This window comes from Roseateles sp. GW821-FHT09H10 (genome assembly GCF_059415865.1).
In genome coordinates, this window is record NZ_JBWKOB010000002.1 from 1,243,256 (window position 1) to 1,269,467 (window position 26,212).

Here is a 26,212-nt window from a genome sequence, read left to right on the forward strand (position 1 = left end):
CCGACGTCAGGTCGCACCCGGCCGATCCACGCGCAAGGCGTGCCGACTGCAGGTCGGTGCGGCATCGCCGCACATCGCGCAGCAACTATGGAACGTTGTTCCGATAATTTGGATCCGTGGTTTCACGTAGCCCGTGCGCGTGACGCGGGGGGCTGGTCGCGGGCATGGCGGCTGCCGGGCCGCGCTTCAGGTCCGGGTCTTGGGCAGCACCACCGTGAACACGACCAGGCCGTCCTCGTAGCCATAGACCAGGCTGCCGCCATGGCCCTGGGTCATCTGCTGGGCCAGGTAGAGGCCCAGGCCCAGGCCGGAGCGGTTGCGCTCGCGGTTGCCGGCCCGCTTGAAGGGGTCGAACAGCATGGGCACCAGGGCCGGGTCGATGGGCTGGGCGGCGTTGGCGATGCGCAGGCGCAGCGCGTCGGTGTCGTCATACAGGCGCACGGCGATGGGCTCTGCCTGGTCGCCATGGTGGCGGGCATTGCTGAGCAGGTTGCTGATGACCTGGGCGAGGCGGTCGGGGTCGACCTCGGCCAGCAGCACGGGCGGCGCATCGAAGGCGACGACGCGATGGGGGTGGGCCATGCGCATCTCGGCGATGAGGTCGCGCGCGAGGGCGACGAGGTCGGTCGAGCGGCGGTCCAGCTGCAGGCCCGAGCTGCTCTTCACGCGCGACAGGTCCAGCACCTGGGTGATGAGGCGCTGCATGCGGCCGCTGCTGTTGCGGATGCGCGTGCCGAGCTCGCCGCCGCGGCCGTCGCCCGCCGGACTGCGCTGCAGCGCGTGGGCGGCCATGGTGATGCTCTGCAGCGGGTCGCGCAGGTCGTGGCCCAGCATGGCCAGCAGCTCGGTGCGCAGGCGGATGCTCTCGGCCAGCTTGGCCGCATGGGCGCGCACCAGGCCGTCCAGCAGCTGCGTGGCGAGGTCCAGCTCCAGCAGGGTCCAGGGGACGGCCTGGCCGCGCGCCGTCTCCTTCCAGAGGTCGAAGGAGCCGCGTGGCGTCAGGCGCGGGCCGAGCGGGCCGGGCGTGTATTCCTTGACCGGCTTGCCGCCCCAGTGGATGGTCTCGATCTGCTCGGGGCGCAGCAGCACCACCCAGCCGTCGGCCGCGGCATCGAAGCGCAGGGCCAGCACGCCGCACAGTGGGGCGAGCCGGGCGCGCAGGGCGGCGGGCAGCTGGGCCGCGTCATGGCCGTGCAGCACATCGCTGCGCGCGGCCTGCAGCGAGGCGGCGGCGTTGCGGTCGGACAGCCAGCGCAGCAGGGCCTCGGCGGCGGCACCGTCCACGCCATGCGCGCGCAGCTTGCCACCCTCGCCGATGACGACGGCGCCGGCATGCAGCAGCTGGCACAGGGCCGGTGCCTCGGCGGACAGGGCACTCAGGGTGTCGTCGGCCTGCAGCACCTGCTCGGCGATGCGGGTGGACAAGCCGGCCGCGCTGCGCAGCTCGTCGGCGCGCTGGCCGGCGAGCAGGGTCTGCACGCGCGACGCGAGCAGCTGGCCGACGACGTCGCAGGCCATGCGCAGCGCATAGGGCACGCGGCGCGCCGTGTAGTGGTGGCAGGCCAGCAGGCCCCACAGCCGGCCGTCGACGACGATGGAGATGCTCATCGACGCGGCCACGCCCATATTGCGCAGGTACTCGATGTGGATGGGCGAGACGGCGCGCAGGATGGCGCCGCTCATGTCCAGCGGCTCGGGCGAGAGCGACTGCACGGGCACGGGTGTCGTGCTCACATCGCCGATCAGGCGCAGCGTGTTGACGACATAGAGGCGGCGCGCCTGGGCCGGGATGTCGCTGGCCGGATAGCGCCGGCCGAGGAAGGACTCGAGCGCCTCCGTGCGCGCCTCGGCGACGACGTCGCCGGAGTCGTCATGCCGGAAGCGGTAGCCCATGACGCGGTCGAAGCCGGTCAGCTGGCGCACCTCGGTGACGGCGGCGGCCAGCAGGGCCTCGATGCTGTTCAGGCGCTTGAGCCTGTCCATGGCCCGGTGGGCCATCAGCGAGAAGGTGGTGAGCTGGCTGGCCGCCATGGGCTGCAGCTCGAACTCGACGATGAGCAGGCCCTCGGCGCTGCGATGCGGCACGACGTCGAAGACCTGCTCGCCAACGCGCAGCTCCTGGGCCAGCGGGAGCGGCGCATCCGGTAGGGCCAGCGCGGCCAGGGACTCGGCCAGCAGCGCGTGCAGGGCGGCGTCGGCACCGAAGTGGCCGGGCTCGAGGGTGGCTCCGAGCGCCGGCAGCGTGCAGGGCGCCAGCAGGGCCGTCGCATTGGCGCTGGCCTGGCGCAGCACGCCGGCGGCGTCGAAAGCCAGCAGCACGCCATGCGACTGGATGGCGCCCGGCGTGTGGATGGGCTCGCGGTCGCAGTTGTCCAGCGTGACGGCCGGGTCGCTCGGCAGCGTGCTCATCGCGGCGCCGCCTCGCTCAACTGCGCATCGAAGGCCTGCTGCAACTGCTCGAAGGCCTGCACGGCCGCGCGGCAGGCGGCGGCAATGGCGGGGGCGTCGTCGCCCAGGGCCGCATGCAGCTCGCGCAGAAAGGCCTGCCAGCGCTCGCCCGTGCCCCGGCCGCGGCCCTGCAGATAGTGCAGGGGCTGGGGCGCGAGGCTGTCGGCGAGCCGGCGCGCCAGCACCTGGCCGCCCAGCTGCGAACCTTGCACGACATAGGCCACGCCCCAGGCCGCGGGTGGCCGCGCCCAGTCGGCGCGGCCTAGCGCGGCGGGCGTGTCATCGGGGCCGAGATCGGCCGCCATCCAGCCCAGCAGCAGGGCCGCATCGCCTGGGCAGGTAGCCTCCAGCGCCGGCCGGCAGGCCTGCAGCCAGGCGCGCAACACCTGCAGATGCTCGCGGTAGTCGGCGGCCGTGGCGCCATCGCGCGACAGCGGCAGGCCGGCATCCAGCTGGGCATGCTGGTGGGACGTGGCGGCGCGCAGGGCGGCGAGGGCGGGGGACGAACTGGCGGACGACGGGGACATTGCGCGGCATCGTAGCGGCGCAGGGGGGCGTGGGAGCCGCGGTTACACCCTGGCGCTCACAGTTGCAAGGCCCGCTCCAGGAAGCCCGTCATGCCCAGGCGCTCGAACTCGCGGCCGGCGCGGTCGCGGGCGGCCTGCCAGCTATCGTCCAGCCTCAGCTCGGCTTCCAGCAGGGCCGTGACGGCGGCTTCGTGCAGGGAATTGCGCTGCTCGCCGGCGCCACGGGCCAGGCCGAGATAGCGCTTGGCGCGCCCCGAGTCGCCCAGCCGCGCCGCCAGACGGGCCGCGGCGCGGTAGGCCATGGCGCCGCCGATCCAGTCGTGCTGGCGGCCGCGCCTGAGGGCCAGCGCGACATGGTGGCGGGCCGCGCCGGCATCGCCCTGGGTGGCCAGGATGTCGGCCAGCCAGCCGTGCTGGAAGCTGCTGTACAGGCCGCCGCCACGCGGCGCCAGCCAGGCGGTGGCGTCCAGGATGCGCTGGCGGGCGCTCGGGTCGGCCTCCTGCATCCAGGCGCCATAGGCCCCGGCGGCATGGCCCATGGCGCAGGTGAACATGCTGCGCACCTGGGCGCCGACGCGATGGGCGACGAGGGCGGCCTCGCGGGCTTCGGCCCAGCGGCCCTGCCACAGCAGCACGGCGGCGCGCCAGCCCTGGATGCTGGCCTCGACCGCGTGGCCGCTGCCGTTGAAGGGCGTCAGGGCCTCGCCGAAGATCTCGTGGGCCTGATTGAAATGGCCCTGGTCGCCCAGCACATAGGCGCGGCAGCACAGCGAGAAGGACAGGCCGATCTGGTTGACGGCGCTCTTGCGGGCGCGGGAGCGCTGGCGGGCGATGGCCAGGTCCAGCATGGGCAGGGCGTTGGCGTAATCGGCCGCGGCGGCCTGCAGCTGGCCGACGGTGCCGGGCAACTGGGCCAGCAGGGCGTTGTCGCCGCAGTCCTGGGCCAGCTCGACGGCGGCGCGGGCGTGCTTGAGGCTGTCGCGCGTCTCGCCGAGGGCATAGCCCACATAGGACAGCCAGTATTCGGTGCGGGCGATGAGGCCGGCATCGCCCTCGTCCTTGGCCAGGGCGGCGGCATGCCGGAGCACGCGCAGGTCGTCCTGCGAGGCGTCGAAGACGCAGGCCATGCCCAGGCGCTGGGCGATGGCGACCCAGCGGCGGCGGCGCTCGCGGCCCTGGTCGTCCCCGTCGGGCAGGAACTCGAGCGCCGCCAGCGCGGCGCGGAACTGCTTCTTGGCGCGGTCCAGGGCCGAGGCAGCCAGGGCCTGGTCGCCGGCGGCCTCGGCATGGTGGGCGGCGGCGGGCCAGTCGTTGGCGGCCGCGCCGTGATAGGCCAGCGGCTCGTGCAGCTCCTGGCCGCCGTGTTCGGCCAGCTCGATGCTGATGCGCCGGTGCAGGGCCTGGCGCTCGTGCAGGCCGGTGGCCTCGTAGACGACGTCGCGCGTGATGCCGTGCTTGAAGCGCAGATGGCCGGGGCGCTGGTCCGGGAAGATGAAGTCCTGGGCCGCCAGGGCCTGCACGGCGGGATGCTGTTCGCCACAGCCGGACAGGGCTTCCAGCAGCCAGACCGGTATGACATTGCCGATGACCGCGGCCAGGCGCACCAGCTGAGCCTGGTCGGGCGGCAGGCGGCCGACGCGCGACTCGACCAGGGCGGCCAGCCAGGCCGAGCTGCTCTGACCGGCGACCAGGCCCTCGCCGGTATCGGCCGCGGCGTGGCAGAGCTCCTCGATGAAGAGGGGGTTGCCGCCGGCATGGCGCTGCACCTCGGCGGCGATGAAGGGGTCGATCTGCGGCAGCAGCTGCTGCACGGCGCGGGCGGCCTCGGTCTCGGTCAGCGGCGGCAGCTCGATGAGGTCGGCGTCGCCGTCGTTGGCCCCGACAAGTCCCTGCAGGGCCGGCTGCGGGCGGCTGGCGGTCAGCAGCATCAGCGGCAGGCCCTCGCGCTGGGCGCCCGCGCGCAGGCGGTGCAGCAGGCGCAGCGAGGCGTCGTCGGCCCATTGCAGGTCGTCGATGAAGACGAGCTGGGGCGTGCGCCGCGCCAGCGCCAGCAGCAGGGTCAGCAGCGCGTCGGCACGTTGGCCGGCCTGGCTGTGCTGGGCGGCGAAGAGCTCGGGCGGTGCCTCGTGCAGGCCCTCCAGGCCGCGCAGCATCTGCAGGAAGGGCTGCAGGGGCTCGGCGCTCAGATAGCTTTCGCAGTAGCCGCGGTGGACCTGCACCGGGCGCTCGGCCTGGTCAGCGGCGTGGCGCAGGAACTCCTCGGTGAGCCGGGTCTTGCCGACGCCGGCGCCGGCGCGTATGCCCAGCCACAGCGTGCGGCCGCCCAGCGCGCGGGCCAGGGCGGCATCCAGCGTGGCCAGCTCGGCACCGCGGCCGACGAAGGGAGCGAGGCCGCGGCGCATGCTGGCCTCGAAGCGCCGGCCCACCGGGGCGCGGCCGAAGACGCGGTAGGCGGCCAGCGGCGTCGCGCGGCCGCGCAGCTGCAGCGAGAAGCGCGGGCCGGTGTCGAAGAACTGGCTCTGCAGGCCCAGGCTCTCCTCGCTGGCGATGATCTCGTCGCGCTTGGCGGCCTCGGACAGCCGGGCCGCGATATTGGGCGCATTGCCGAGCAGCTCGAAGCGGCCGCGCATCTGGTCGCCCTCGTTGACGAGGACGATGCCGGCATGGATGCCGCTGTGCAGGGACAGGCCGGGGAAATCGGCGGGGCGGGGGCCGGGCGGCTGCAGCTCGCGCACGGCGGCGTGCAGCTCCAGCGCGGCCTCGGTGGCGCGGCGGCCATCGTCCTCGCGCACCTCGGGGTGGCCGAACACGGCCAGCATGCCGTCGCCCTGGATGCGCGCGATGACGCCGCCGTGGTGGGGCACGATGCGTTCGTACAGGGTGCGCAGCCCGGCCAGCATGGCCGCGTAGTGCTCGGCCTCCATCCATTCGGCCATCGCGGTGGAGCCGCTGAGGTCGACGAAGAGCAGGGTCAGCAGCCGGCGCTGGCCGACGGGGGCGGGTGTTGCAGCGAAGGGAGCGGAGGACTCGGTCACGGCGCCGTCGATCCTAGCCGCTGCACCTTGGGGCTGAGCGCATGGACAGGCCGTTTTGGGGGCTTGGCTCTAGCGCCGTGTCGCTTCCTGACCTTCGTCAACCTTGCAACGGCACGAAATCCGTGTCCGCCACCGTGCGCGGCGCGTCGGGGGGCAGGTCTTCCTCGCGCAGGCCGAGGTAGATGGGCTCGCCGTTGCGGCGATGGATGTTGATCTTGGCGTTGTAGACGCGGTGGATCAGCCCGTGCTTGTCGGCCATCTGGTATTCGCTGATGCCCCACAGGCCGGTGTCGTCGCGCCGGCCGGTCAGGTAGCAGGCGATCTCGTCGACCTCGGAGCCGGCCAGCTTCAGGCCGTTGAGGCTGCGCAGCGGCGCGCGCGTGCGCTCGACGAAGTCCAGGCTGTCGATGCGAACGTCCTCGCCCGAGCTCTCGTCGTGCATCAGCGTGTTGAACTTGCCCACCAGGATCTGGCCCGGCTCGGCGCGCTCGATCATGCGGGCCAGCTCGATGGTGACCTGGCCGACCAAATAGCTGAAGGAGGTCGGGTTCAGGCCTTCGGACTGGTAGAACTCGTAGTGCGAGCCGACATGGAAGCAGGCACGCAGCCGCGGCACCGACTCGGGCCGCGTGGCGCGCTCGCGGGCCAGCGCGTTGTCGGCCAGGATGAACTGCATCAGCTGGTAGAGCTCGACGTTGGCCGACACGCCGCGCATGCGGTTCCAGATGTAGAAGCCATCGCCCGTCGTCGTGCGGGCGAAGTTGATGTTGATCTCCTGGGCCAGCAGCTTGGCATAGGCCGCGTTGACCGAGCAGGACAGGCTGTTGAGCTGCACGACCTGCTGCAGCGGCGTCAGCAGCGAGAAGCCGACGGCGTCGAACAGGATGACGGCGCGGTCCTCGACCAGGCGGATGCCGTAGCGCGCCGCGATGGCGGCGATCAGCGGCAGGCCCAGGCCGCGCTCGGGCGCGAAGGGCAGTTCGATGAGCTTGGGCGTGACGCTGAGCGCGGCGGACACGCTGTCGAAGGCCTGCTTGTCCAGGTGCTCCTGGTGGGACAGCAGCTTGTCCAGCAGGCGCGTGCGGCGCGTGACCTCGGCCGGCGGCGAGGTGCCGTCGCCCAGGGTGTACTCGCTCAGCATCTGGTGCGGCGCGACCAGCACGCGCAGGCCGCGGGGTTCGGGCGTCCAGGCGTAGATCAGGTTGTCGCCCAGGCCCCACAGCGTGTAGAGGGCTTGGTCGAGCAGGATGATGTTCTCGCGCAGTGCGGTTTCGCTCAGGCCGGCCGGGGCCGGATAAGCCATGAAGCCATCCAGCCAGGACCGGCGTTTGCGCAGCTCTTCTTTCAAAGCGGGCTCCAGTCAGAAGCCCGGATTGTCTTTCAGAGCGGGGCCAAATGTTGACACCCAGCCGACTCGTCGGCACAGCAGTGGCCGCCGGCCTGCTGCGCCGGCGACTCGGCTCGGTTGTCGTGGGTCATCTCAATCGTCATGAGAGGACTCAGGCGCGGCGGGCCGTGACGGTGACGCGGGGCAGCTGGGCCACTTCGCGGACGGCATAGCCGGTCACGACGACGCGCGGCAATTGAGCGACTTGAGGGGCGACTTCCTTGACGGCCTTGCCGGTGATGACGACGCGCGGCAAGGTCTTCACTTCCTGCGGGGCGGCGTGGGCGGCGAAGGCGGTGAACGCGAAGGCGGCGACGGCGGCGGCTTGGATCAGGACGGTGGCTTTCATGATGCTTCCTTTCGGGGTCGTCACAGCGGGATTGCTGTGTCGATGGAAGCAGTTTCGTCACCGAGCCTGGGCGCCGCCATGGCGCTGCGATGAATCGCCGGACGCGGGCCGCGAGCTGCAGGCGGCCCGGATGAACGGTCAGTTCTTGAGCGCGAGATGCGTGGCCAGGAAGGCCTCGATGCGCTGCATCAGGTCGCGGCGCTGGTCGGCCCGCCACGGGCCGTGGCCGGCGTCTTCATAGGCCACCCATTGCGGCGCGCGGCCCAGGGCGGTGAGCCTGTCGCGCAGCGCCGTGCCATGGATCAGGGGCACGCGCAGGTCGCGTTCGCCATAGGCCAGCAGCAGCGGGCCGTGGATGCGTTCGGCCTGCATCAGCGGGGATTGGGCCGCCAGCATGGCGGCGTCGGCCTGGGGATCCCCGATCATCTGGGGCAGCGTGAAGGTCAGCGTGTCGCGGGACTGGTGGCTCCAGTGGCGGGACCCCAGGCGCGGCAGGTCCGTCGGCGCGAAGCTCGCCACGGCGCAGGCCAGCTTGCTGGTCTTCTCGCTCCTTGCGAGGCCCATCAGCGCCGCGTAGCCGCCGTAGCTGGCGCCCACCATGCACACCCGCGCCGGGTCGCTCAGGCCTTCCTTGGCGGCCCAGGCCAGCACATCGTCCAGGTCGTCCTGCATGGCCTGGCCCCATTGCTTGAAGCCCGCCTGCAGATGCCGGCTGCCATAGCCCGCGCTGCCGCGGAAGTCGGCCTCCAGCACCAGGTAGCCGCGCGAGGCGTAGAACTGCGATTCGGCCTCCCAGGCCCAGTGGTTGCCGCGCACCCAGGGGCCGCCATGGATGAGCAGCACCGTGGGCGCCGGCCCCGCCACGCCGGCCGGCCGGGTCAGCTGCACGGCGATGGGCATGCCGTCGCGCGCCGGCACAGTGGTGACCTGCTGCGCGCTGCCCTCGGGTATCCAGGGGCGGCTGCCGGCGAGCGGTGTCAGGCGTTGCGCCTTGCGGTCGTAGACGAAATAGCGCGGCGGCCGGCGGTCGCTCAGGGAGTTGACGAGCAGCTGGGGCACGGCCAGGCAGCGCGTGCATTGCAGGCGGTTGACGGCACCGGGCAGCAGCCGGTCGATCTCTGCCTGGGCGGCGGCCAGCTCGGCGTTCAGCCACAGCGTGCGCGGGATGTCGGTCTCGTAGTGGATGCCGACGGTTTCGCCGTTGTCGCGGTCCAGCACGGGCTGGGCGTCGATGTCGTACTGGGGCGAGGCCAGCAGCTGGGTGGTGGGGGCGTCGGGCGCCAGGCCGGACGCCCGATGCAGGGCCATGCGTCCGGCCGGGCCGCCACTGGGGCGCAGCAGATAGAGGTTGCCGGCCTTGTCCACCCAGCGCGGCAAGCGCGGCGGGGCGATGAAGGCCTGGTCGGAGACGGACCATGGCGTCAGCGTGCCGGCTTCATCGCGGCGCAGCACCTGCCAGCGGCCCTGATCCAGGTTCTGGAAGGCAAACAGCGGCTGCAGGCCCGTGTCGAGCACCCAGTCGAAGATCTTCTCGGGGATGTTCTCGGTCAGGGGCTGGCGGCCGCCGGTCACGATGTTCAGGCGCATGCGCCAGTCGCGGTTGGCCATGATGACGGTGTCCGAGCCGTCGTAGGGGATGTCGCTGAGGGTCCACCAGCCACTGAGCGGGCGCGCGGCCTTGGGCGAGCGGATGCTGCCGCCGCGGCCGGCGGCGTCCACCCATTGGCGCATGCCGCTGCCATCTTTTTCAATGGTCCACAGGCCGGGCAGGACGCCCTTGCTGTAAGGCTCGTCCTGGCCTCGCACGGTGAAGGCCAGGCGCTTGTCGTTCAGCCAGTGCACGCTGGCAATGTCGACCTGGGCGAAGGCGTGGATGCCGGTGGCCTGGCTCGGCTTGTCGGTGGGCATGACGGCCAGGGTCGTCATGCCGCCGGGCATGGTCATGATGGCGGCGATGTGGCTGCCGTCCGGCGACAGCGTCGGGCCGGAGAACGCCGGCTGGCGCTCGAAGTCGTCGATGCTGGGCGGCGCGGCTTGGGCGATCGAGGCGGCGAACAGCAGGGGAAGCAGGCGCAGTTTCATCGTCAGGGTGCGGCGGTGCCGATGTGACGGGCCAGGAAGCGCTCGACACGCCCCCAGAAGTCTTCGTTGGTCTTGAGGTCGAACCAGCCATGGCCTTCCTCGGGGTAGACCACCCATTCGAGAGGCTGGTCGGCGCGCAGCGCGGACCTGAGGTCGGTGCCGTGCTTGAGGGGCACGCGGCGGTCCTCGGCGCCATAGGCCATCAGCAGCGGGATGCGGATCTCGCCGGCGCGGGCCAGCGGCGAGGTCTTCTTCATCTGCTCGGCGTCGCTGTCGGGGTCGGCGACGAGCTGCTTCATGCCGTACTTCGTCCATTCTTCGGAGCTGTCGCTCCAGCTGATGCTGCTCATCAGGCCGATGTCGGTGACGCCGACCCAGTTGACGGCGCACTTGAAGCGGTCGGCCTGGGTGACGGCGCCCATCATGGCCGCATAGCCGCCATAGCTGGCGCCCATGATGCAGACGCGCTGGGGATCGGCCCAGCCCTGCTTGACGGCCCAGTCCAGGGTGTCGGCGAGGTCGTCCTGCATGGCCAGGCCCCACTGCTTCCAGCCGGCGCGGAACAACCGGAAGCCATAGCCGGTGCTGCCACGGAACTCCGGCTCCAGCACCAGATAGCCGCGGCTGGCCAGGAACTGGGCCTGCGGCTCCCAGGGCCAATGCGTGCCGCGCAGATAGGGGCCACCGTGCACCAGCACCACCGTCGGGCGCGGCGTCGGCTTGCCGGGCGGCGTCGTCACGAGCAGCGGGATCTCCAGGCCGTCGCGGGCCTTGAAGCGCACGACGTCGCGCTGGCCCATCTCGCGCAGCGGCAGGTCGGGGCGCGAGCCGGCCAGCGGCTGGATGCTCTTGTCGGCCGGCTTGTAGAGCCAGTAGCGCGGCGGCAGCTGGTCGGACAGCGAGGTCACGACGAGATGGCTGGCGTCCAGGCAGCGCTCGCATTCGATGCGGTTGACGGTGCCGGGCAGCTTGGCATCGATGTCGGCCTGCACCGCCTTCATCGTCGCGTCCAGCCACACGGTGCCGGGGGCGTCGGTCTCGATGCGCAGGCCGAGCAGGCGCTTGGCCACCGGGTCAAAGACCAGGTCGCCCTCGAAGTCATAGCCCTTGAAGCTGACCAGCGGCTCGGCTTCGGGCTTCTCGGTCTGGGGATCGAGGCGGAACAGGGCGCTGAAGCCGCGATGGCCGGCCTCGACCAGGGTCTGTCCATCCGGGCCGAACCAGTAGGGATGAAAGCCGCTGCGCTGGTTGGCGGCATCCTCGTACCAGGGCTTCCAGCTGCCGTCGGCCTGGCGCAGATAGCCCTTGACCCGGCCCTTGCCGTGGGTCTCGACAGCACGCGGTTCACCGCGCCAGTCCACCCACCAGCTGCTGACACCGTCGGGCAGGCCGCGGTTCAGGTTGCGCGTCAGGCCGGTGCGGGTGTCCAGGCGCGCCAGCTGCACGCTGCTGGATTCACCCTCCTCGGACCAGGGCAGGCGCTTGACGAGGATCTCGTCGCCGCCCTCCGGCAGAGTGTCGAAGAAGCTCCAGTTGGCCTCCAGCCGGCGGTCGTTGATGAGGCTGCTGGAATTGCTGATCCACTGCTTGTCGCTGTTGATCAGCTGGCGGTATTTGCTGCCGTCGCGGTCCACGGCCCACAGGCCCGGCTGAAAGATGCGTGTGCTGCCGTCGGGCGAGTTGGTGACCTGGAAGACGAGGCGGTCCTCGTTGACCCAGTGGTGATTGCCGATGTCGGCGTCGTTGAAGCCGGCGACGATCTTGGGCGTGGCCAGGTTCTGCAGGTCCATGACGGCCAGCCAGACGCGGTCGCCCTTGCCCGCGGCCAGCACGGCCAGGTAGCGGCCGCTCGGGCTGAGCTTGGGCTTGCTGACGGCCGGGCGCTTGAAGAAGGCCGTGGCGGTGGGGGGAGCGGCCGCCGCGGGGGGCGCGACCGAGCCGAGCGAAACAACGGCCAGCAAGGCCAGGGCCAATGTCTTGATCATGATTTGGCGGCTCCGATGTGGCGGGCGAGGAAGCGCTCGACGCGCCCCCAGAAATCTTCGTGGGTCTTGAGGTCGAACCAGCCATGGCCTTCTTCGGGGTAGACCACCCATTCGAGAGGCTGGTCGGCGCGCAGGGCGGACTTGAGGTCGCTGCCGTGCTGCAGGGGCACGCGGCGGTCCATGGCGCCATGGGCCATCAGCAGCGGCAGCTTGATCTCGGCGGCGCGCTGCAGCGGCGACGTGGCGCGCAGCCTTTCGGCATCGGCCTGCGAGTCGCCGACGAAGGACACCATGCCATGGCGCTTCCAGTCGTCGGAGAGGTCGCTCCAAGGGATGCTGGACAGCAAGCCGATGTCGGTGACGCCGGCCCAGCTGATGGCGCACTTGAAGCTGTCGGCCTGGCGGATGGCGGCCATCAGCGCGGCGTAGCCGCCGTAGCTGGCGCCCGCGATGCAGACGCGCTGCGGGTCGATCCAGCCCTGCTGTTTCGCGAAGGCCACCGTGTCCGCCAGGTCGTCCTGCATGGCCAGCCCCCATTGCTTGAGGCCGGCCTCGAAGTGGCGGGCGCCATAGCCGGTGCTGCCGCGGAACTCCGGCTCCAGCACGACATAGCCGCGGCTGGCCAGGAACTGGGCCGTTGGCTCCCAGGGCCAGCTCGTGCCGCGCACATGGGGGCCGCCATGCACCAGCACGACGGCCGGACGAGGCTTTGCCGGGCCCGGCGGCTGGGTGACGAGCAGCGGAATCTCGAGGCCGTCGCGGGCCTTGAAGCGCACGACGTCGCGCTGGCCCATCTCGCGCAGCGGCAGGTCAGGCCGCGCGCCGGCCAGGGGCTGCAGGCTCTTGTCGGCCACCTTGTAGAGCCAGTAGCGGGGCGGGATCTGGTCGGACAGGGCCGTGACGACGAGGTAGGGCACATCCAGGCAGCGCGCGCATTCGATGCGGTTGACCGTGCCGGCCAACTGGGCGTCGACGTCGGCCTGCAGGGCCTTCATCGTCGCGTCCAGCCACAGGGTGCCGGGGGCGTCGGTCTCGTAGCGCAGGCCGAGCAGGCGCTTGGCGACGGGGTCGAAGACGAGTTCGCCGCCGAAGTCATAGCCCCTGAAGCTGACCAGCGGCTCGGCCTCGGGCTGCCTGGTGCCGGCGTCGAGGCGGAACAGCGCGTCAAAGCCCTTGTGGCTGGCCAGCACCAGGGTCTCGCCGTTGGGGCCGAACCAGTAGGGCACGAAGCCCTTGCGGGCGTAGGCATCGTCCTCGTACCAGGGGTTCCAGTGGCCTTCCGCGTCGCGCAGATAGGCCTTGACGCGACCGTCCACCAGCGACTCCACGGCCACCAGCTCGCCGCGCCAGTCCAGTTTCCAGTGGACGACCTTGCTGGGCAGGCCGGTGCTGATGCTGCGCACCTGGCCGGTCTTGGTGTCCAGCCGACCGAGGCTGGCGCCGGCGGATGCGCCCTCCTTGGCCCAGGGGCGGCGCATGAGGACGACCTCATCGCTGCCGTCGGACACCGTGCCGAAGAAGCTCCAGTTCGCCTCCAGCCGCCGGTCGGAAAGATGGGTGCCGAAATTGCTTTTCGACCCGATCGTGTTGTGGATGAGCTGCCGGAGGCTGCTGCCGTCGCGATTCACGGCCCACAGGCCCGGCTGATAGATGCGGGTGCTGCCTTCGGACGAAGTGCTGATCTGGAAGACCAGGCGCTCGTCGTTGACCCATTGGTGGGCGCCGACGTCGGTTTCGTTGATGCCGGCGATGACCTTGGGCGGCGCGGGCGCCTGCAGGTCCATGATGGCCAGCAGCAGGCGGTCGTCCTTGCCGGAGACCAGCACGGCCAGGTAGCGGCCGTTGGGGCTGAGCCGCGGCTGGGTGGTGGGGGCGCGCTTGAAAAAGGCCGCAAGCGGCGGCGGCTCGGCGGCCGCGGGCGCGCTGGCCAGCGTGCCGGCGAACCCCATGGCCAGCAAGGCGGCGGCCCTGCCCAGCATCCTCCTCATGGAGGCCTCCCTGTTGTGTGTTTTGAGCGCCGGATTGTGGCGGCCTATCATGGCCGGTTCGCTTGTGAAAACTGCCATGGCTCCTCCGGATCTGCCCGAAGTCCCCGAATCCAGATTCATCCGTGTGCGCGGCGCGCGCACCCACAACCTGAAGAACATCGACGTCGACCTGCCGCGGCATGCGCTGGTCGTCATCACCGGCCTGTCCGGCTCGGGCAAGTCGTCGCTCGCCTTCGACACGCTGTATGCCGAGGGGCAGCGGCGCTATGTCGAGAGCCTGTCCAGCTACGCGCGCCAGTTCCTGCAGCTGATGGACAAGCCCGATGTGGACATCATCGAAGGCCTGTCGCCGGCCATCTCCATCGAGCAGAAGGCCACCTCGCACAACCCGCGCTCCACCGTCGGCACGGTCACCGAGATCCACGACTACCTGCGCCTGCTCTACGCCCGCGCCGGCACGCCCTTCTGCCCCGACCACGACCTGCCGCTGGAGGCCCAGTCCGTCAGCCAGATGGTGGACGCCGTGCTGGCCATGCCGGACGAGTCCAAGCTGATGCTGCTGGCGCCGGTCGTGCGCGACCGCAAGGGAGAGTTCGTCGAGCTCTTCCAGGACCTGCAGGCCCAGGGCTATGTGCGCTTCCGCGTCGACGGCGCGACGGTGGAGGCGCCCGACGTCCCGGCGCTGAAGAAGGCCGAGAAGCACGACATCGACGTCGTCATCGACCGCATCAAGCTGCGCCACGACGCGGCCGACAGCCTGCGTCAGCGCCTGGCCGAGAGCTTCGAGGCGGCCCTGCGCCTGGCCGAGGGCCGGGCCCTGGTCATGAACATGGATTCGGGCGAGACGACGCTGTTCTCCAGCAAGTTCGCCTGCCCGGTCTGCTCCTACTCGCTGCCCGAGCTGGAGCCGCGCCTCTTTTCCTTCAACTCGCCGGTGGGCGCCTGCCCCAGCTGCGAGGGCCTGGGCCAGGTGACGGTCTTCGACGCCGACCGCGTCGTCGCCTTCCCCACGCTGTCGCTCGCCAGCGGTGCCGTCAAGGGCTGGGACCGCCGCAACCCCTACACCTTCTCGCTGCTGGAATCGGTGGCGGCGCACTACAAGTTCGACGTCGAGGCCCCGTGGGAGAGCCTGCCCGCCAGCGCCCAGGAGGTGCTGCTGCGCGGCTCGGGCACCGAGGACATCAGCTTCGTCTACCAGGCCGAGACGGCCTCGGGCAAGAAGCGTTCGGTGAAGCGCCAGCATCCCTTCGAGGGCATCCTGCCGAACCTGCAGCGGCGCTACAAGGAGACCGACTCGGCCGCCGTGCGCGAGGACCTGGCGCGCTACATGGCCGCCAAGCCTTGCACGGCCTGCGAGGGCTCGCGCCTGCGCCGCGAGGCCCGCCATGTGGTGCTGCAGCCGGCCGACGCGCCCGCGGGCGTCAAGGGCCGGCCCATCTACCAGGTCGAGCATTCGACGCTGCGCGAATGCCTGGACTATTTCGAGGGGCTGAAGCTCAAGGGCAACAAGGCCGAGATCGGCGACAAGGTCATCCGCGAGATCGCCTCGCGGCTGCGCTTCCTGAACGATGTCGGCCTGAACTACCTCAGCCTGGACCGCAGCGCCGAGACCCTGTCGGGCGGCGAGGCCCAGCGCATCCGGCTGGCCTCGCAGATCGGCTCGGGCCTGACCGGCGTCATGTATGTGCTGGACGAGCCCAGCATCGGCCTGCACCAGCGCGACAACGACCGCCTCATCGCGACGCTGCGCCGGCTGCGCGACCTCGGCAATTCGGTGCTGGTCGTCGAGCATGACGAGGACGCCATCCGCGCCGCCGACTGGGTGCTGGACCTCGGCCCCGGCGCCGGCGTGCACGGCGGCCAGGTCATGGCCCAGGGCACGCCCGACGAGGTGGCGGCCAACCCGAAATCATTGACGGGCCAGTACCTGAGCGGCGCGGCCCGCATCGAGGTGCCGGTCAAGCGCCACCCGGCGACCGCGGAGGTCATGCGCATCGTCAACGCGCGCGGCAACAACCTCAAGGGCGTGACCGTCGAGATTCCCGTCGGCCTGTTCACCTGCGTGACCGGCGTGTCCGGCTCGGGCAAGAGCACGCTGGTCAACGACACCCTCTACGCCGCCGTCGCCAAGAAGCTCTACCAGAGCCATGCCGACCCGGCCGTGCACGACGAGATCGAGGGCCTGGACGCCTTCGACAAGGTCATCAACGTCGACCAGTCCCCCATCGGCCGCACGCCGCGCTCCAACCCGGCCACCTACACGGGCCTGTTCACGCCCATCCGCGAGCTGTTCGCCGAGATGAACACGGCGCGCGAACGCGGCTACGGCCCCGGGCGCTTCAGCTTCAACGTGGCCGGCGGCCGTTGCGAGGCCTGCCAGGGCGACGGCGTGCTGAAGGTGGAGATGCATTTCCTGCCCGACGTCTATGTGCCTTGCGACGTCTGCCAGGGCCGGCGCTACAACCGCGAGACCCTGGAGGTGCTCTACAAGGGCAAGAACATCACCCAGGTGCTGAACATGACGGTGGAGGACGCCTACGAGCTGTTCAACGCCGTGCCGACGCTGGCGCGCAAGCTGCAGACGCTGCTGGACGTGGGCCTGGGCTATGTGAAGCTGGGCCAGAGCGCGACGACGCTGTCCGGCGGCGAGGCCCAGCGCGTGAAGCTGGCGCTGGAACTGTCCAAGCGGGACACCGGCCGCACCCTCTACATCCTGGACGAGCCGACCACGGGCCTGCACTTCGCCGACATCGCCCTCTTGATGAAGGTGCTGCACCAGTTGCGCGACGCCGGCAACACCATCGTCGTCATCGAGCACAACCTGGACGTCATCAAGACGGCCGACTGGCTCATCGACATGGGGCCGGAAGGCGGTTCGGGCGGCGGCACCCTGCTGGTGGCCGGCACGCCCGAGGACGTGGCGGCCTGCGAGGCCAGCCACACGGGGCGCTATCTGGCCCCGCTGCTCAAGAAGCGCTGATCAACGGCGCCGTTGGCGGGCGCGGAACAGAATGACCAGCAGGCCCAGGGCGATCATGGCCCAGGTGCCGGGCTCGGGCACCGGCGGCGTGCTGGGCAGGTCGATGGGGCCGTCGGCCGGGCGGATGGTGCCGGGCGGCAGGCCGGGCATGCCGATGTTGATCAGGCCGGGGCCACCGCTCGGGGTGGGGGAGCTGGGCGTGCTGCCACCGGCCAGCAGGCCGCCGCCGGGGGCGGATGAGCCGCCCAGCGTCGGCACGCCGGAGGTGCCGGCAAAGCTGTCAGGCGCCGCGGCGGCCATGGGGCCGGCGGCCGGGGCCTCGAACTCCAGCGGTGCGATCTCCTCGCCCTCGCGGGTCGACGAGGCGACGTTGGCGGCCTGGGCCGGCGCGACGGCCGACGGCTTGTCCAGGCGCTTGATGCGGCTGACATTGCGGCAGACGGTGGGCACCAGGATGCACTGGCCGTCTTCGCAGTAGACGAGGCCGCGCTCCTGGGTCGTGGCCGTCCACTTGCTGCGCGTCACCGTGCGGCAGACGGCGCCGGGCCCGAAATGCATGTCGCGGATCTCGGGGGCGTAGTTGGCCTTGCCCTTGATGGCGTCGCGCTCGATGACGGCAATGTCGTCATAGCTGCGCGCCTTCATGCGGGCCTTGAGCTTCTCGCGGGTGGCCGCTGGGATGTCCTGGTAGCGATCGACGGCCGCGACGACGTCTCCCATGAAGGGATTGACCCCGGGGCGGTCCCAACTGCACTGGGGCAGCGTGGAGCCGGCGGAGACGGCGAGAGCGAGGCTGGCGATCAAGGACATCGGATGGCCCACAAAAAGCGAAGCGCCCGAACCAGGGCGCATGCCCCTAGTATTAGGGAATACAAGGGTTTTTACGCGTTGAAGACCCGCAAAGAGGGGGTGTCCGGTGGGTGAGATAAATCACGCAAAACGCTGAAAACGTTTGTCAGTGACGCCGCGGCGGGGCGGGCCGGCATTGCTGCTATCGTGCCGACCGCTCCCTGCCGTCCCCGAACCCGCCATGCCCGACCGCGCCGCGCCGCTGGTGCTCTACGTCGAAGACGACCGCATCCACCTGATCCTGATGGAGGAGGTGTTCCGGCTGCTGTCGGGCTGGGAGCTGCGCATGGCCGAGACCGGTGCCGAGGCGCTGGCGGCCCTGGCCGAGTGCCGGCCGGCCCTCGTCCTGGTCGACATGAACCTGCCCGACATGACGGGCCTGGAGTTGCGCCAGCGCGTGGCCACGGACGAAAGCCTGGCCGCCGCGACGCAGGGCGTCCGCTGGGTGGCCCTGTCGGCCGACAACCCGGGTGCCGTCGTGCGCGCCGCACGCGCCGCGGGCTTCGACGACTACTGGCTCAAGCCCATCGACGTGCCGGTGCTGGAGGCCGGGCTGCGCAAGCTGCTGGGATAGATGCCCCTCGCCCGGTCTGCTCCGGCTGAACGCCGGCAGCCTGGTCGGTCTTGCAGACCGCGCCGCGGCAGTGCCGCAGCTCTTCGGCAGGCACAGGCCGCCCACTGGGCGCCTTGTGTCCGGCCTCAGCCGCCGAGGGGACGGCGATGCTTGCCGGATGGACCGGCAAGCACATCGCCCAACGCGGGCCGGCCAGGGAGCGGCCCGGCGCTCGGCCCGCAAATGCGAAAACAAGACCGCGGCCGATGTGGGCGAAAAAAAGCCCGGCAGGACCGGGCTTGTGTTGACGAGGCCGCGGCAAGCGCGGCGCCGTTTCACTTCAGGTGGCTGTTGATCAGCTTGGTCATCTCGAACATGTCGGCCTTGGCCTTGCCGAAGATTTCCTTCAGCTTGGCGTCGGCGTTGATGACGCGCTTCTGCAGCTCATCCTGCAGCTTGTTCTTCTTGATGTATTCCCAGACCTTCTTGGTCACGTCGGTGCGCGGCAGGGGAGCCGCGCCAACGATGGCGGCCAGAGCCGCGCTGGGGGTCAGTGCCTTCATGAAGGCGGCGTTGGGCGTGCGCTTCTTGGCGGGAGCAGCGGCCTTCTTGGCCGGAGCTGCCTTCTTCGCAGGCGCGGCCTTCTTGGCCGGAGCCGCCGCCTTCTTCGCAGGCGTCTTCGCAGGCGTTGCCGCCTTCTTCGCCGGTGCGGCCTTCTTTGCCGGTGCCGCCTTCTTCGCGGGCGCGGCCTTCTTCGCAGTTGCCATGTCGATTCACTCCATCAAAGGTTGTTGATGTGCCGGGTCCGGGTGAAGGCCGCGTAAGCCTTCAATACTCTCTAGCACCCTGCGGCGGCGATGGTACTGCGCTCCCCAGGGGAAGAGAAGCTTTTCATAGAGGGGATGACCCGCAGAGGCCCATGAAATCGGCCCTTTGAGGCCCTGCTTGTCGCGAGGCCGCATCATTCCTGGGTTTCGCGGAGCTTGCGTCAGTCGATATCGTCGTCCTGCGGGGCGCGCTTCAAGCCGCTGAACATCGCGCCGACGAGGTTCTCGCGATGCCGCCAGCTTGTCACGACGACGCCGCCGAGATGGCCGATGACGAGGGTCGCGATGCCCCAGGCCAGCCAGGCGTGCAGATCCGACAGCCACTCGTAGCCCCACAGCCAGTCGGTCGTGTAGAGCCAGCCGGTCAGGGCCAGCGCGGCGGCGGTGGACCACAGCGCCAGCACCATCCACCCACCCAAGGGGTTATGGCCGATGTAGCGCTTCTCATGGCCGGCGCGCATCTCGCGCGCGTAGGCGAGCACCGCGCTCGGGTGGCGCACGAACTGCGCGAGGCGCGCATAGCGGCCGCCCGCGAAGCCCCAGACCAGGCGCAGCAGCACCGCCACGGCTGCGACATAGCCGGCGGTGTGGTGCCAGTCGTCGAAATGGCTGGGCGGCCAGTGGCCGCTGATCCAGGCGGTGGCGATGGCGGCGGCCAGCGTCCAGTGCAGCAGCCGGACGAGGCCGTCCCAGACGCGGATGCGCATGCCGCCTTACTTCTTGTCGCTGGGCTGCTCGCCTTCGGGCCAGACGCGCTCGAAGGTCTTGGGGTTGAAGAAGGCCTCGGCCTTCTTGCCCTGGCTGTCGAAGCCGTAGACCTCGTAGCAGCCGTTGAAGTTCTGCACCTTGCGGACCTTCCAGCCCTCGCCTTCCAGCTTCTTCTGCAGTTCCATCTGGCCCTTCTTCTCTTCCTTGGGCACGGCGGGGCAGGACACGTTGCCGTGAGCGAAGGCGAGGGAGGAAGCGAGGGTCAGAACGAGGGAGGCGAGGAGTTTCATCGGGAGTCCTTCAACGGGAGTTGCCAGGCCAGAGCAGCGCCGGGCCGGCATCGGCGAGAGTCTTGCAGCCCGAGAGCGCCATCGCGATCTCGAGTTCGTCGCGCAGCAGGCGCAGCGCGTGGGCCACGCCGAGAGCGCCGCTGGCGGCCAGGGCGTGCACATAGGGGCGGCCGAGCAGCACGGCATTGGCGCCCAGGGCCATGGCCTTGAGCACGTCGGTGCCGCGGCGGATGCCGCCATCGACGAGCAGGGGCACGTCGGGCCCGAGGGCCGCGCGCAGGGGCGGCAGCAACTCGGCGGTGGTGGGTAAGGTGTCCAGGGCGCGGCCGCCGTGGTTGCTGACGACGAAGCCGGTCACACCGCGGGCCAGGGCCTCGCGTGCATCGTCCGCATGGGTGACGCCTTTGAGCAGCAGCGGCAGTTTGCTTTCCGAACGAAGCCAGTCGATTTCGCGCCAGGTGGCGGCGCGCGGCATCAGGCCGTCGAAGAGGGCGCTCTGGCCGGGCAGCAGGTTGAGCGGCTTCTTCAGGCCGCCGAGGTTGACGGCGCGGATGTCGTCGGGCAGCTTGAAGGCGATGCGGCGCTCGCGGTCGCGGGCGCCGTGCACGGGCGCGTCGACGGTCAGCACCAGGGCCTGGTAGCCGGCGGCCTGGATGCGCTGCAGCAGGGCGCGCATGAAGTCGCGGTCGTCGCGCCAATAGAGCTGGAACCACAGCGGGCCGGCGCCGGGCTCGGCCAGCATGGGTGCGGCGACCTCTTCCATGGGCATGCTGGCCTGGGCGCTGAGGATGAGGCCGGCTTCCTGGGCCGCGGCCGCGTGGCCGATGGCGACCTCGCCGTCGGCATGGAAGAGGCGCTGATAGGCGATGGGCGCCAGCAGGATGGGGTGGCGCAGTTCGCGGCCGAGCAGGGTCAAGCGGGTGTGGCCGCCGGACAGGTCGCGCAGCACGCGCGGCTGCAGCCGGATGGCGTCCCAGGCCGAGCGGTTGGCGCGCAACGTGATCTCGTCGGCGGCGCCGCCGTTCAGATAGGCCCAGGCAGCCTCGGTCACGCGGGCCCGGGCGGGCGCTTCGAAGTCGGCCAGATTGGCCAGGCCCTCGGGCAGGGCCTCGATGGCCGGCGCGCTCATGTGTCGGCCCACATGCGCAGGAGGTTGTGATACGTGCCGGTGAGCTGGACCAGCTCGTCGGTTTCGCCCAATTCGCCGCGCAGCTTCATCAGGCTCATGTCCATCTCGTAGAGCAGGCGGCGCTGCTCGTCGCCGCGCACCATGCTCTCGATCCAGAAGAAGCTGGCCAGCCGCGTGCCGCGCTTGACCGGCTCGACGCGGTGAACGCTGCTGCCGGGGTAGACGACGAGGTCGCCGGCCGCCAGCTTGACGCGCTGCTCGCCGAAGGCGTGCTCGATGACGAGCTCGCCGCCGTCATAGTCGGCCGGCTCGCTGAGGAAAAGGGTGCAGGAGATGTCGGTGCGCACGCGCTGCAGGCCGCCGGGCAGATAGCGCACGGCCTGGTCGACATGGCTGCCGTAGGCGTTGGCGGCGCCGCTGTAGCGGTTGAACAGCGGCGGCAGCACGCGCTTGGGGAGCGTGGCGGAGAAGAAGAGGGGGTGCTTCTCCAGCGCCTGCAGGATCAGGGCCTGCAGCTCGCGGTGCTGTTCGCTGCCGGGCTGCAGTTGTTCGTTGTTCTTGACCTGCGCGGCCTGGCGGCCGGCGGTCTTGCGGCCATCGGCCCAGGGGGCCGAGGCCAGCAGTTCGCGGGCCCTCGCCAGGCCGGCCGCATCCAGAATCTGTTCAATCTTGAGCAGCATGGCTAGGCGAGGAGACTCCGTCAGAACTTGTAGGTGCCGGTCAGGCTGGTGACACGGCCGGTGCCGGGCACGTAGAAGGACGTGTACAGCTGGTCAGCATAGAGCTTGTTGGCCACGTTGCTGACGTAGAGCTTGAACAGCAGCTGTTCCGGAATGACGGCGTATTCGGCCATCAGGTCGGCGGTCACGAACTTGGGCGCGTAGAAGCCCGGGTTGCGGTTGGGCTGCTGGCCGCTGCGGGCATTGACGCCGGCACCGACGCGCAGCTGGGGGAGGACCTGGTAGGCCGTCCACAGCGAGCCGGAGTACTGGGGCGTCAGCGACGGGCGGGTGCCCTGGCCTTCGGCGCCCGGCGAGGCGACGTCGATCTTGGCGACCGGCATCCAGGTGAAGTTGCCGAAGACTTCCCACTGCGGCGTGATGCGGCCGAGGACGTCGACGTCCAGGCCGGCGGCGTGGCGCTTGCCGGACAGGGTCACCAGGTTGACCAGCGGGTCGGTGTTGCGCTCATGCAGCTTGGTGTTGCGGAAGGCGCTGCCGCGCAGGCTGAGCTTGCCGTCGGCGCTGTCCCACTTGGCGCCCAGCTCGACGTTGACCGACTGCTCCGGCGGCACGTTCACGTTGGCCGCGCTCAGCGAGTAGGCGTCGCCCGAGGTGTTGAAGGACGTGGCGCCCATCAGGTGGAAGGACCATTGCGCGTTCGGCTGGAACAGCACGGCGGCGCGCTTGCTCACTTCCGAGACCTTCATCTGGTAGGAGGTGACGACCGGCGGCGTGGCGGCGGAGTACTGGAAGTAGTCGCCCTTCAGGTTGTCGTAGCGCAGGCCGGCCAGCAGCTTCCAGGCCGGTGCGACCTGGATCATGTTCTGCACATAGCCGCCGTAGCCGGTGGACTTGTAGTCGCTGGTGGTGCGGAAGACGCGCAGGGTCTCGTCGTAGTAGGCGCTGTCGAAGGGCGTGCCGATGGTCGTGGCGGGCTTGGGCGTCTGGGTGCCAACGGTGCCGAAGACCTGCTTCTCTTCACGGGAGAAGTCGATGCCGGCCTGCAGCGTGTTCTCCATGCCGAAGGCCATGAACTTGCTGCTCAGGTCGCTCTGGGCCGTGACCGTCTGCATGTCCTGCTTCTTCAGCTGCAGGCCGCGGGTGACGACGGTGTTGGGGTTGATGTTGTCCAGGGCGACGGTCAGCTGGGTCGGCTGCTGGGCGGCGGCCGCGAAGTTCCACAGCGTGGCGCGCTGGTCACGCGTGTAGTTGGCGGCGCGCACCTTGGTCACCACTTCCACGTCCTTGGAGAAGCGGTGGGTGTGGCTGAGCATGCCGTAGTAGGCCGAGCCCTTGTTGAAGTCGCTGGTCATGCCGTAGTAGGCGTCGGGGTCCAGCGTGGTGTTGAGCCGGTTGGCGGCGGTGGCCGTGGCCGTCGGGCGGATCCAGCGCACGCCGTAGTTGATGCCGTTGTCGTTCTGCAGGCCGTAGACCGTGATGCCGAACTCGTCGGTCTCGTCGATGCCGATGCGGTAGTTGACGCCGACGCCGCGCTTGTCGATCTTGGAGCCGGCGCCATTGCTGTCGGCCGTGTTGGTCATGACGCTGGCGCGCAGGGCCGCGTTCTCGCCGGTGCGCTTGTTGAAGTCGGCGATGGCGCGCAGCGCGCCGTGGCTGCCGGCGGACACGTCGATCTGGTTCTGGTCGGCCAGCACGGCCTGCTTGGTCACCTGGTTGACGGCGCCGCCGGTGGAGCCGCGTCCGAACAGCAGCGAGGCCGAGCCGCGCAGCAGCTCCAGGCGATCCAGGAAGAAGGTGTCGCGGTCGTAGAAGGCCGGGTCGCGCATGCCGTCGATGAAGATGTCACCGGTGCCCTGCAGCGAGATGCCGTGGATCTTGATGTCTTCCTCGCCGCCTTCGGCCGCCTGGAAGCTGATGCCGGAAGTGTTCTTCAGCACTTCCTTGACGCTGTTGAAGTTGCGGTCGTCGAGCAGCTTCTCGGTGACGACGGTCAGCGCTTGGGGAATGTCGCGGATGTCCTGCTTGCCCTTGCCGATGCGGGTCTCGGTGGCCTGGTAGTCGTCCTTGCCCTGCTTCTCGGCGCTGGCCTTGGCGCGCACCGTGGGCAGCACGCTTTCTTCCTTGGCGGCAGCCTTGGGCGCGGGGACGGCCGTCTGGGCCAGGGCGGCCGTGGCCAGGCCGAAGCCGGCGGCCAGTGCACCCAGGGGCAGCAGCACCGGGGTCTTGTTCGATTTGTTCTTGCGGGACATGGATTTCTCCGGGGGATCGTGGTGAATGGGCATGGCTTTGCCCACGACGGCGCAAAAGCGCCGCCCACGGCATGGCTACTCAGGGAAAGGGGGCAGGGGTCAGCGGTCGACTTCGTAGGACATCGGCGCGATGACCTCCCACTCGACGGGCTGGCCGTTTTCCGTGTACGGGGCGAACCGGGCGCTGCGCATGTCCTGCAGTGCCTGTTCATCCAGACGGGCAAAGCCCGAAGACTTGGCCAGCGTGATCTCGCGAGGCTGGCCGTTCACGTCGACGACGACGCGCAGATGCACGATGCCGGATTCGCGCAGCCGCTTGGACAGCAGCGGCACCGTCATGCGCGGCTCTCTCAGATAGCGCACGGCGCTGGCCGGGATCTGCTTGATCTGGGGCGCAGGCGGCTGGACGATGGGGATGACGGGCGTCGGCGCCGCCTGCACCGGCACGGGAGCGGGCGGCGGCGTCGGAATGGCCGCGAACACCGGCGCGGGCGCGGGCGCGGTGGCCACGGCGATCAGCGGCGGGTCGATCATGGTCAGCACCGGCGTCTGCAGATGCGGCATCGCGACGGGCGGCGGCGGCAGGGGCTTGGGCGGCTCGGCCGGCGCCACCAGGCGCACCACGACGGGCGCGACGCGGGCGATCTTGCCGCGCAGGTCCTGGACCTGGCTCAGACCCCAGAAGGCCAGCACATGCAGGCCGAAGATGCCGGCCAGCAGCAGGCGGCGGCTGCGCGGCGGAGCCGACACCTCAGCGAAGCTCGGCCGCGGCTCCTTCACCATCTGCGGCACGACCAGAGCCGGCCGCTGCGGGACGGCGACCGGCGCGGCAGCGGCTGAAGAGGTGGCGACGAAGGCGAGAGCGGGCTTCACGACAAGGGTTGAACCGTATTCGAGCCACAGACTCTAACACGAATGCGAACAATTCCTATTTGCAAGTTGGCCGCGATGAGGCAGGAGCGCGACACGGGTGGGGCGGCCCGCCGATATGCTCGCGGCCATGACCAAGGTCCTCGTTCGTTGGCTGCTGCTTGCCGGTGCGCTGCTGCTGGTGGCTCACCTTTATCCCGGCGTCGTCGTCAGCAGCTTCACGTCGGCGCTGATCGCGGCCTTCGTGCTCGGCCTGCTGAACACGCTGCTGCGCCCCATCCTCGTGCTGCTGACGCTGCCGGTGACGGTGCTGACCCTCGGGCTCTTCCTATTCATCATCAACGCGCTGATGTTCTGGGCCGCCGCCACGCTGCTGGACGGCCTGGCCGTGACCGGCTTTGCGGCGGCGCTGATCGGCTCGCTGATCTACAGCCTGTGCGGCATGGTCATCGACGTGGTGGTTGAGAGAGTCTTCCCCGCAGATTGACAGCCCCTCGCCCAGCCCTGCGCCGCTGAACGCGGGCATGTCTGGTCGGTCCCCCGAGGGGACGGCGATGCATGCGGCATCAAGCCGCATGCACATCGCCCAACGCGGGCCGGCTCGGGAGCGGCCCGGCGCTCGGCCCGCAAGATGGGACGTCAGCGGCAGATGAAGTCCAGGCTCGCGACCGCGAACGCGGCCACCTCCTCGCGCGGGTCGCCGGCGCGGGCGCGCAGCGCCATCGAATGCAGCACCGCTGACGCCAGCTGGGCGCGCATTGCGACATCGGTGCCTGCCGGCAGCTCGCCGCCGTCCACCGCCTGCTGCAGCCGAGCCTCGAAGGCGGCGTTGAAGCCGCGCAATGAATCGCCGAGCTGCTGGCGGATGGCCTCGTCCCGAGGCGCCTCGGTGGCGGCCGTGCCGATCAGCAGGCAGCCGCGCGCGGCCGCGTCGGCCGGGTAATAGAGCTGCAGGGCCAGCTCGTAGACGCGCAGCAGGCCGTCGCGCAGCGAACGGTCCGCCAGTGCCGCCGCGATGGCCGCATCCGACTGCTCGGTGTAGAGCCGCAGCGCCTGCAGATAGAGCTCGTGCTTGTCGCCGAAGGCGCCGTACAGGCTGGGCCGGTTCAGGCCGGTGGCCTGGCTCAGGTCGTCCAGCGAGGTCGACGCATAACCGCGTTGCCAGAAGGCCAGCGTGGCCTGGGCCAGCGTGGCTTCGGTGTCGAAGCTGCGCGGGCGGCCGCGCGGCCGCGCCGCAGGGGTGAGAGCTCCGTCTTCAGATTTTTGTACCACG

At 70.2% G+C, this 26,212-nt stretch carries 20 protein-coding genes; 3 read left to right on the top strand and 17 right to left on the bottom strand.

Annotated elements, in window-relative coordinates; all coding sequences use genetic code 11:
• Positions 1-186 precede the first annotated feature (186 nt).
• From AC07OY_RS13850 to AC07OY_RS13885, 8 genes are all read right to left on the bottom strand, one after another.
• A complete protein-coding gene (locus AC07OY_RS13850) occupies positions 187-2,409 on the bottom strand; it encodes an ATP-binding protein (protein WP_495043173.1) in 2,223 nt (740 codons plus the stop codon).
• Positions 2,406-2,975, bottom strand: coding sequence for a biliverdin-producing heme oxygenase (locus AC07OY_RS13855; RefSeq protein ID WP_495043174.1), 570 nt, complete (start codon positions 2,973-2,975; stop codon positions 2,406-2,408). Before AC07OY_RS13855 ends, AC07OY_RS13850 begins: the two co-directional genes overlap by 4 nt.
• 56 nt (positions 2,976-3,031) lie before the next feature.
• Positions 3,032-6,010 (bottom strand): ATP-binding protein, encoded by a 2,979-nt coding sequence (locus tag AC07OY_RS13860; protein WP_495043175.1) that lies wholly within the window; start codon positions 6,008-6,010, stop codon positions 3,032-3,034.
• Between the two features lie 97 nt (positions 6,011-6,107).
• Complete coding sequence (locus tag AC07OY_RS13865) at positions 6,108-7,313, bottom strand: hypothetical protein (RefSeq protein ID WP_495043176.1); 1,206 nt, start codon at positions 7,311-7,313, stop codon at positions 6,108-6,110.
• A 196-nt stretch (positions 7,314-7,509) separates the two neighbouring features.
• A complete protein-coding gene (locus AC07OY_RS13870) occupies positions 7,510-7,746 on the bottom strand; it encodes a hypothetical protein (protein ID WP_495043177.1) in 237 nt (78 codons plus the stop codon).
• Between the two features lie 138 nt (positions 7,747-7,884).
• Entirely contained in the window at positions 7,885-9,828 is a 1,944-nt protein-coding gene (locus AC07OY_RS13875; RefSeq protein WP_495043178.1) for an alpha/beta hydrolase family protein, read from the bottom strand.
• 2 nt (positions 9,829-9,830) lie between these two features.
• Positions 9,831-11,813 (bottom strand): alpha/beta hydrolase family protein, encoded by a 1,983-nt coding sequence (locus tag AC07OY_RS13880; protein WP_495043179.1) that lies wholly within the window; start codon positions 11,811-11,813, stop codon positions 9,831-9,833.
• Positions 11,810-13,801, bottom strand: a complete 1,992-nt coding sequence (locus AC07OY_RS13885; RefSeq protein WP_495043180.1) for an alpha/beta hydrolase family protein — start codon at positions 13,799-13,801, stop codon at positions 11,810-11,812. Before AC07OY_RS13885 ends, AC07OY_RS13880 begins: the two co-directional genes overlap by 4 nt.
• A gap of 76 nt (positions 13,802-13,877) precedes the next feature.
• Between AC07OY_RS13885 and uvrA the strand changes: the two genes are divergently transcribed.
• The gene (gene uvrA, locus AC07OY_RS13890; RefSeq protein ID WP_495043181.1) at positions 13,878-16,781 is read left to right on the top strand and encodes an excinuclease ABC subunit UvrA; all 2,904 of its coding nucleotides are present in this window, start codon (positions 13,878-13,880) and stop codon (positions 16,779-16,781) included.
• Here the strand turns inward: uvrA and AC07OY_RS13895 are convergent, their stop codons facing one another.
• Positions 16,782-17,591, bottom strand: a complete 810-nt coding sequence (locus tag AC07OY_RS13895; protein WP_495043182.1) for an MHFG family PEP-CTERM protein — start codon at positions 17,589-17,591, stop codon at positions 16,782-16,784. It abuts the gene before it with no gap.
• Positions 17,592-17,811: 220 nt separating this feature from the next.
• Between AC07OY_RS13895 and AC07OY_RS13900 the strand changes: the two genes are divergently transcribed.
• Complete coding sequence (locus AC07OY_RS13900) at positions 17,812-18,204, top strand: response regulator (RefSeq protein ID WP_495043183.1); 393 nt, start codon at positions 17,812-17,814, stop codon at positions 18,202-18,204.
• 314 nt (positions 18,205-18,518) lie between these two features.
• Here the strand turns inward: AC07OY_RS13900 and AC07OY_RS13905 are convergent, their stop codons facing one another.
• The 7 genes from AC07OY_RS13905 to AC07OY_RS13935 all read right to left on the bottom strand — a co-directional run bounded on the left by AC07OY_RS13905 (position 18,519) and on the right by AC07OY_RS13935 (position 24,942).
• Positions 18,519-18,950 carry an SWIB/MDM2 domain-containing protein gene (locus AC07OY_RS13905; protein WP_119040350.1) on the bottom strand — a complete coding sequence of 144 codons (432 nt, stop codon included), beginning with the start codon at positions 18,948-18,950 and terminating at the stop codon, positions 18,519-18,521.
• 221 nt (positions 18,951-19,171) lie between these two features.
• Positions 19,172-19,717, bottom strand: coding sequence for a cytochrome b/b6 domain-containing protein (locus AC07OY_RS13910; protein WP_495043184.1), 546 nt, complete (start codon positions 19,715-19,717; stop codon positions 19,172-19,174).
• 6 nt (positions 19,718-19,723) lie between these two features.
• Entirely contained in the window at positions 19,724-20,008 is a 285-nt protein-coding gene (locus AC07OY_RS13915) for a PepSY domain-containing protein (RefSeq protein ID WP_495043185.1), read from the bottom strand.
• 10 nt (positions 20,009-20,018) lie between these two features.
• Complete coding sequence (locus AC07OY_RS13920) at positions 20,019-21,137, bottom strand: alpha-hydroxy acid oxidase (RefSeq protein ID WP_495043186.1); 1,119 nt, start codon at positions 21,135-21,137, stop codon at positions 20,019-20,021.
• Positions 21,134-21,817 carry a Fe2+-dependent dioxygenase gene (locus AC07OY_RS13925; RefSeq protein WP_495043187.1) on the bottom strand — a complete coding sequence of 228 codons (684 nt, stop codon included), beginning with the start codon at positions 21,815-21,817 and terminating at the stop codon, positions 21,134-21,136. The genes AC07OY_RS13920 and AC07OY_RS13925 overlap by 4 nt, the downstream gene beginning before the upstream one ends.
• Before the next feature lie 20 nt (positions 21,818-21,837).
• Positions 21,838-24,069 carry a TonB-dependent receptor gene (locus AC07OY_RS13930; RefSeq protein WP_495043188.1) on the bottom strand — a complete coding sequence of 744 codons (2,232 nt, stop codon included), beginning with the start codon at positions 24,067-24,069 and terminating at the stop codon, positions 21,838-21,840.
• Positions 24,070-24,168: 99 nt separating this feature from the next.
• Entirely contained in the window at positions 24,169-24,942 is a 774-nt protein-coding gene (locus AC07OY_RS13935) for an energy transducer TonB (RefSeq protein ID WP_495043189.1), read from the bottom strand.
• 127 nt (positions 24,943-25,069) lie between these two features.
• Here AC07OY_RS13935 and AC07OY_RS13940 point away from each other — a divergent pair, with 127 nt between their 5' ends.
• Positions 25,070-25,426, top strand: a complete 357-nt coding sequence (locus tag AC07OY_RS13940; protein WP_495043190.1) for a phage holin family protein — start codon at positions 25,070-25,072, stop codon at positions 25,424-25,426.
• Between the two features lie 152 nt (positions 25,427-25,578).
• On the opposite strand, the gene AC07OY_RS13945 is transcribed toward AC07OY_RS13940, so the two are convergent.
• Positions 25,579-26,211 carry a TetR/AcrR family transcriptional regulator gene (locus AC07OY_RS13945; RefSeq protein WP_495043191.1) on the bottom strand — a complete coding sequence of 211 codons (633 nt, stop codon included), beginning with the start codon at positions 26,209-26,211 and terminating at the stop codon, positions 25,579-25,581.
• Position 26,212: the final 1 nt, after the last annotated feature.

Coding starts and splice junctions, on each gene's coding strand:
- AC07OY_RS13905 (WP_119040350.1), bottom strand. CDS start 18,950: ATGGCAACTGCGAAGAAGGCCGCGCCCGCGAAGAAGGCGGCACCGGCA.
- uvrA (WP_495043181.1), top strand. CDS start 13,878: ATGGCTCCTCCGGATCTGCCCGAAGTCCCCGAATCCAGATTCATCCGT.
- AC07OY_RS13925 (WP_495043187.1), bottom strand. CDS start 21,817: ATGCTGCTCAAGATTGAACAGATTCTGGATGCGGCCGGCCTGGCGAGG.
- AC07OY_RS13880 (WP_495043179.1), bottom strand. CDS start 11,813: ATGATCAAGACATTGGCCCTGGCCTTGCTGGCCGTTGTTTCGCTCGGC.
- AC07OY_RS13875 (WP_495043178.1), bottom strand. CDS start 9,828: ATGAAACTGCGCCTGCTTCCCCTGCTGTTCGCCGCCTCGATCGCCCAA.
- AC07OY_RS13900 (WP_495043183.1), top strand. CDS start 17,812: ATGCCCGACCGCGCCGCGCCGCTGGTGCTCTACGTCGAAGACGACCGC.
- AC07OY_RS13895 (WP_495043182.1), bottom strand. CDS start 17,591: ATGTCCTTGATCGCCAGCCTCGCTCTCGCCGTCTCCGCCGGCTCCACG.
- AC07OY_RS13885 (WP_495043180.1), bottom strand. CDS start 13,801: ATGAGGAGGATGCTGGGCAGGGCCGCCGCCTTGCTGGCCATGGGGTTC.
- AC07OY_RS13865 (WP_495043176.1), bottom strand. CDS start 7,313: ATGGCTTATCCGGCCCCGGCCGGCCTGAGCGAAACCGCACTGCGCGAG.
- AC07OY_RS13940 (WP_495043190.1), top strand. CDS start 25,070: ATGACCAAGGTCCTCGTTCGTTGGCTGCTGCTTGCCGGTGCGCTGCTG.
- AC07OY_RS13920 (WP_495043186.1), bottom strand. CDS start 21,137: ATGAGCGCGCCGGCCATCGAGGCCCTGCCCGAGGGCCTGGCCAATCTG.
- AC07OY_RS13850 (WP_495043173.1), bottom strand. CDS start 2,409: ATGAGCACGCTGCCGAGCGACCCGGCCGTCACGCTGGACAACTGCGAC.
- AC07OY_RS13870 (WP_495043177.1), bottom strand. CDS start 7,746: ATGAAAGCCACCGTCCTGATCCAAGCCGCCGCCGTCGCCGCCTTCGCG.
- AC07OY_RS13915 (WP_495043185.1), bottom strand. CDS start 20,008: ATGAAACTCCTCGCCTCCCTCGTTCTGACCCTCGCTTCCTCCCTCGCC.
- AC07OY_RS13855 (WP_495043174.1), bottom strand. CDS start 2,975: ATGTCCCCGTCGTCCGCCAGTTCGTCCCCCGCCCTCGCCGCCCTGCGC.
- AC07OY_RS13910 (WP_495043184.1), bottom strand. CDS start 19,717: ATGCGCATCCGCGTCTGGGACGGCCTCGTCCGGCTGCTGCACTGGACG.
- AC07OY_RS13930 (WP_495043188.1), bottom strand. CDS start 24,069: ATGTCCCGCAAGAACAAATCGAACAAGACCCCGGTGCTGCTGCCCCTG.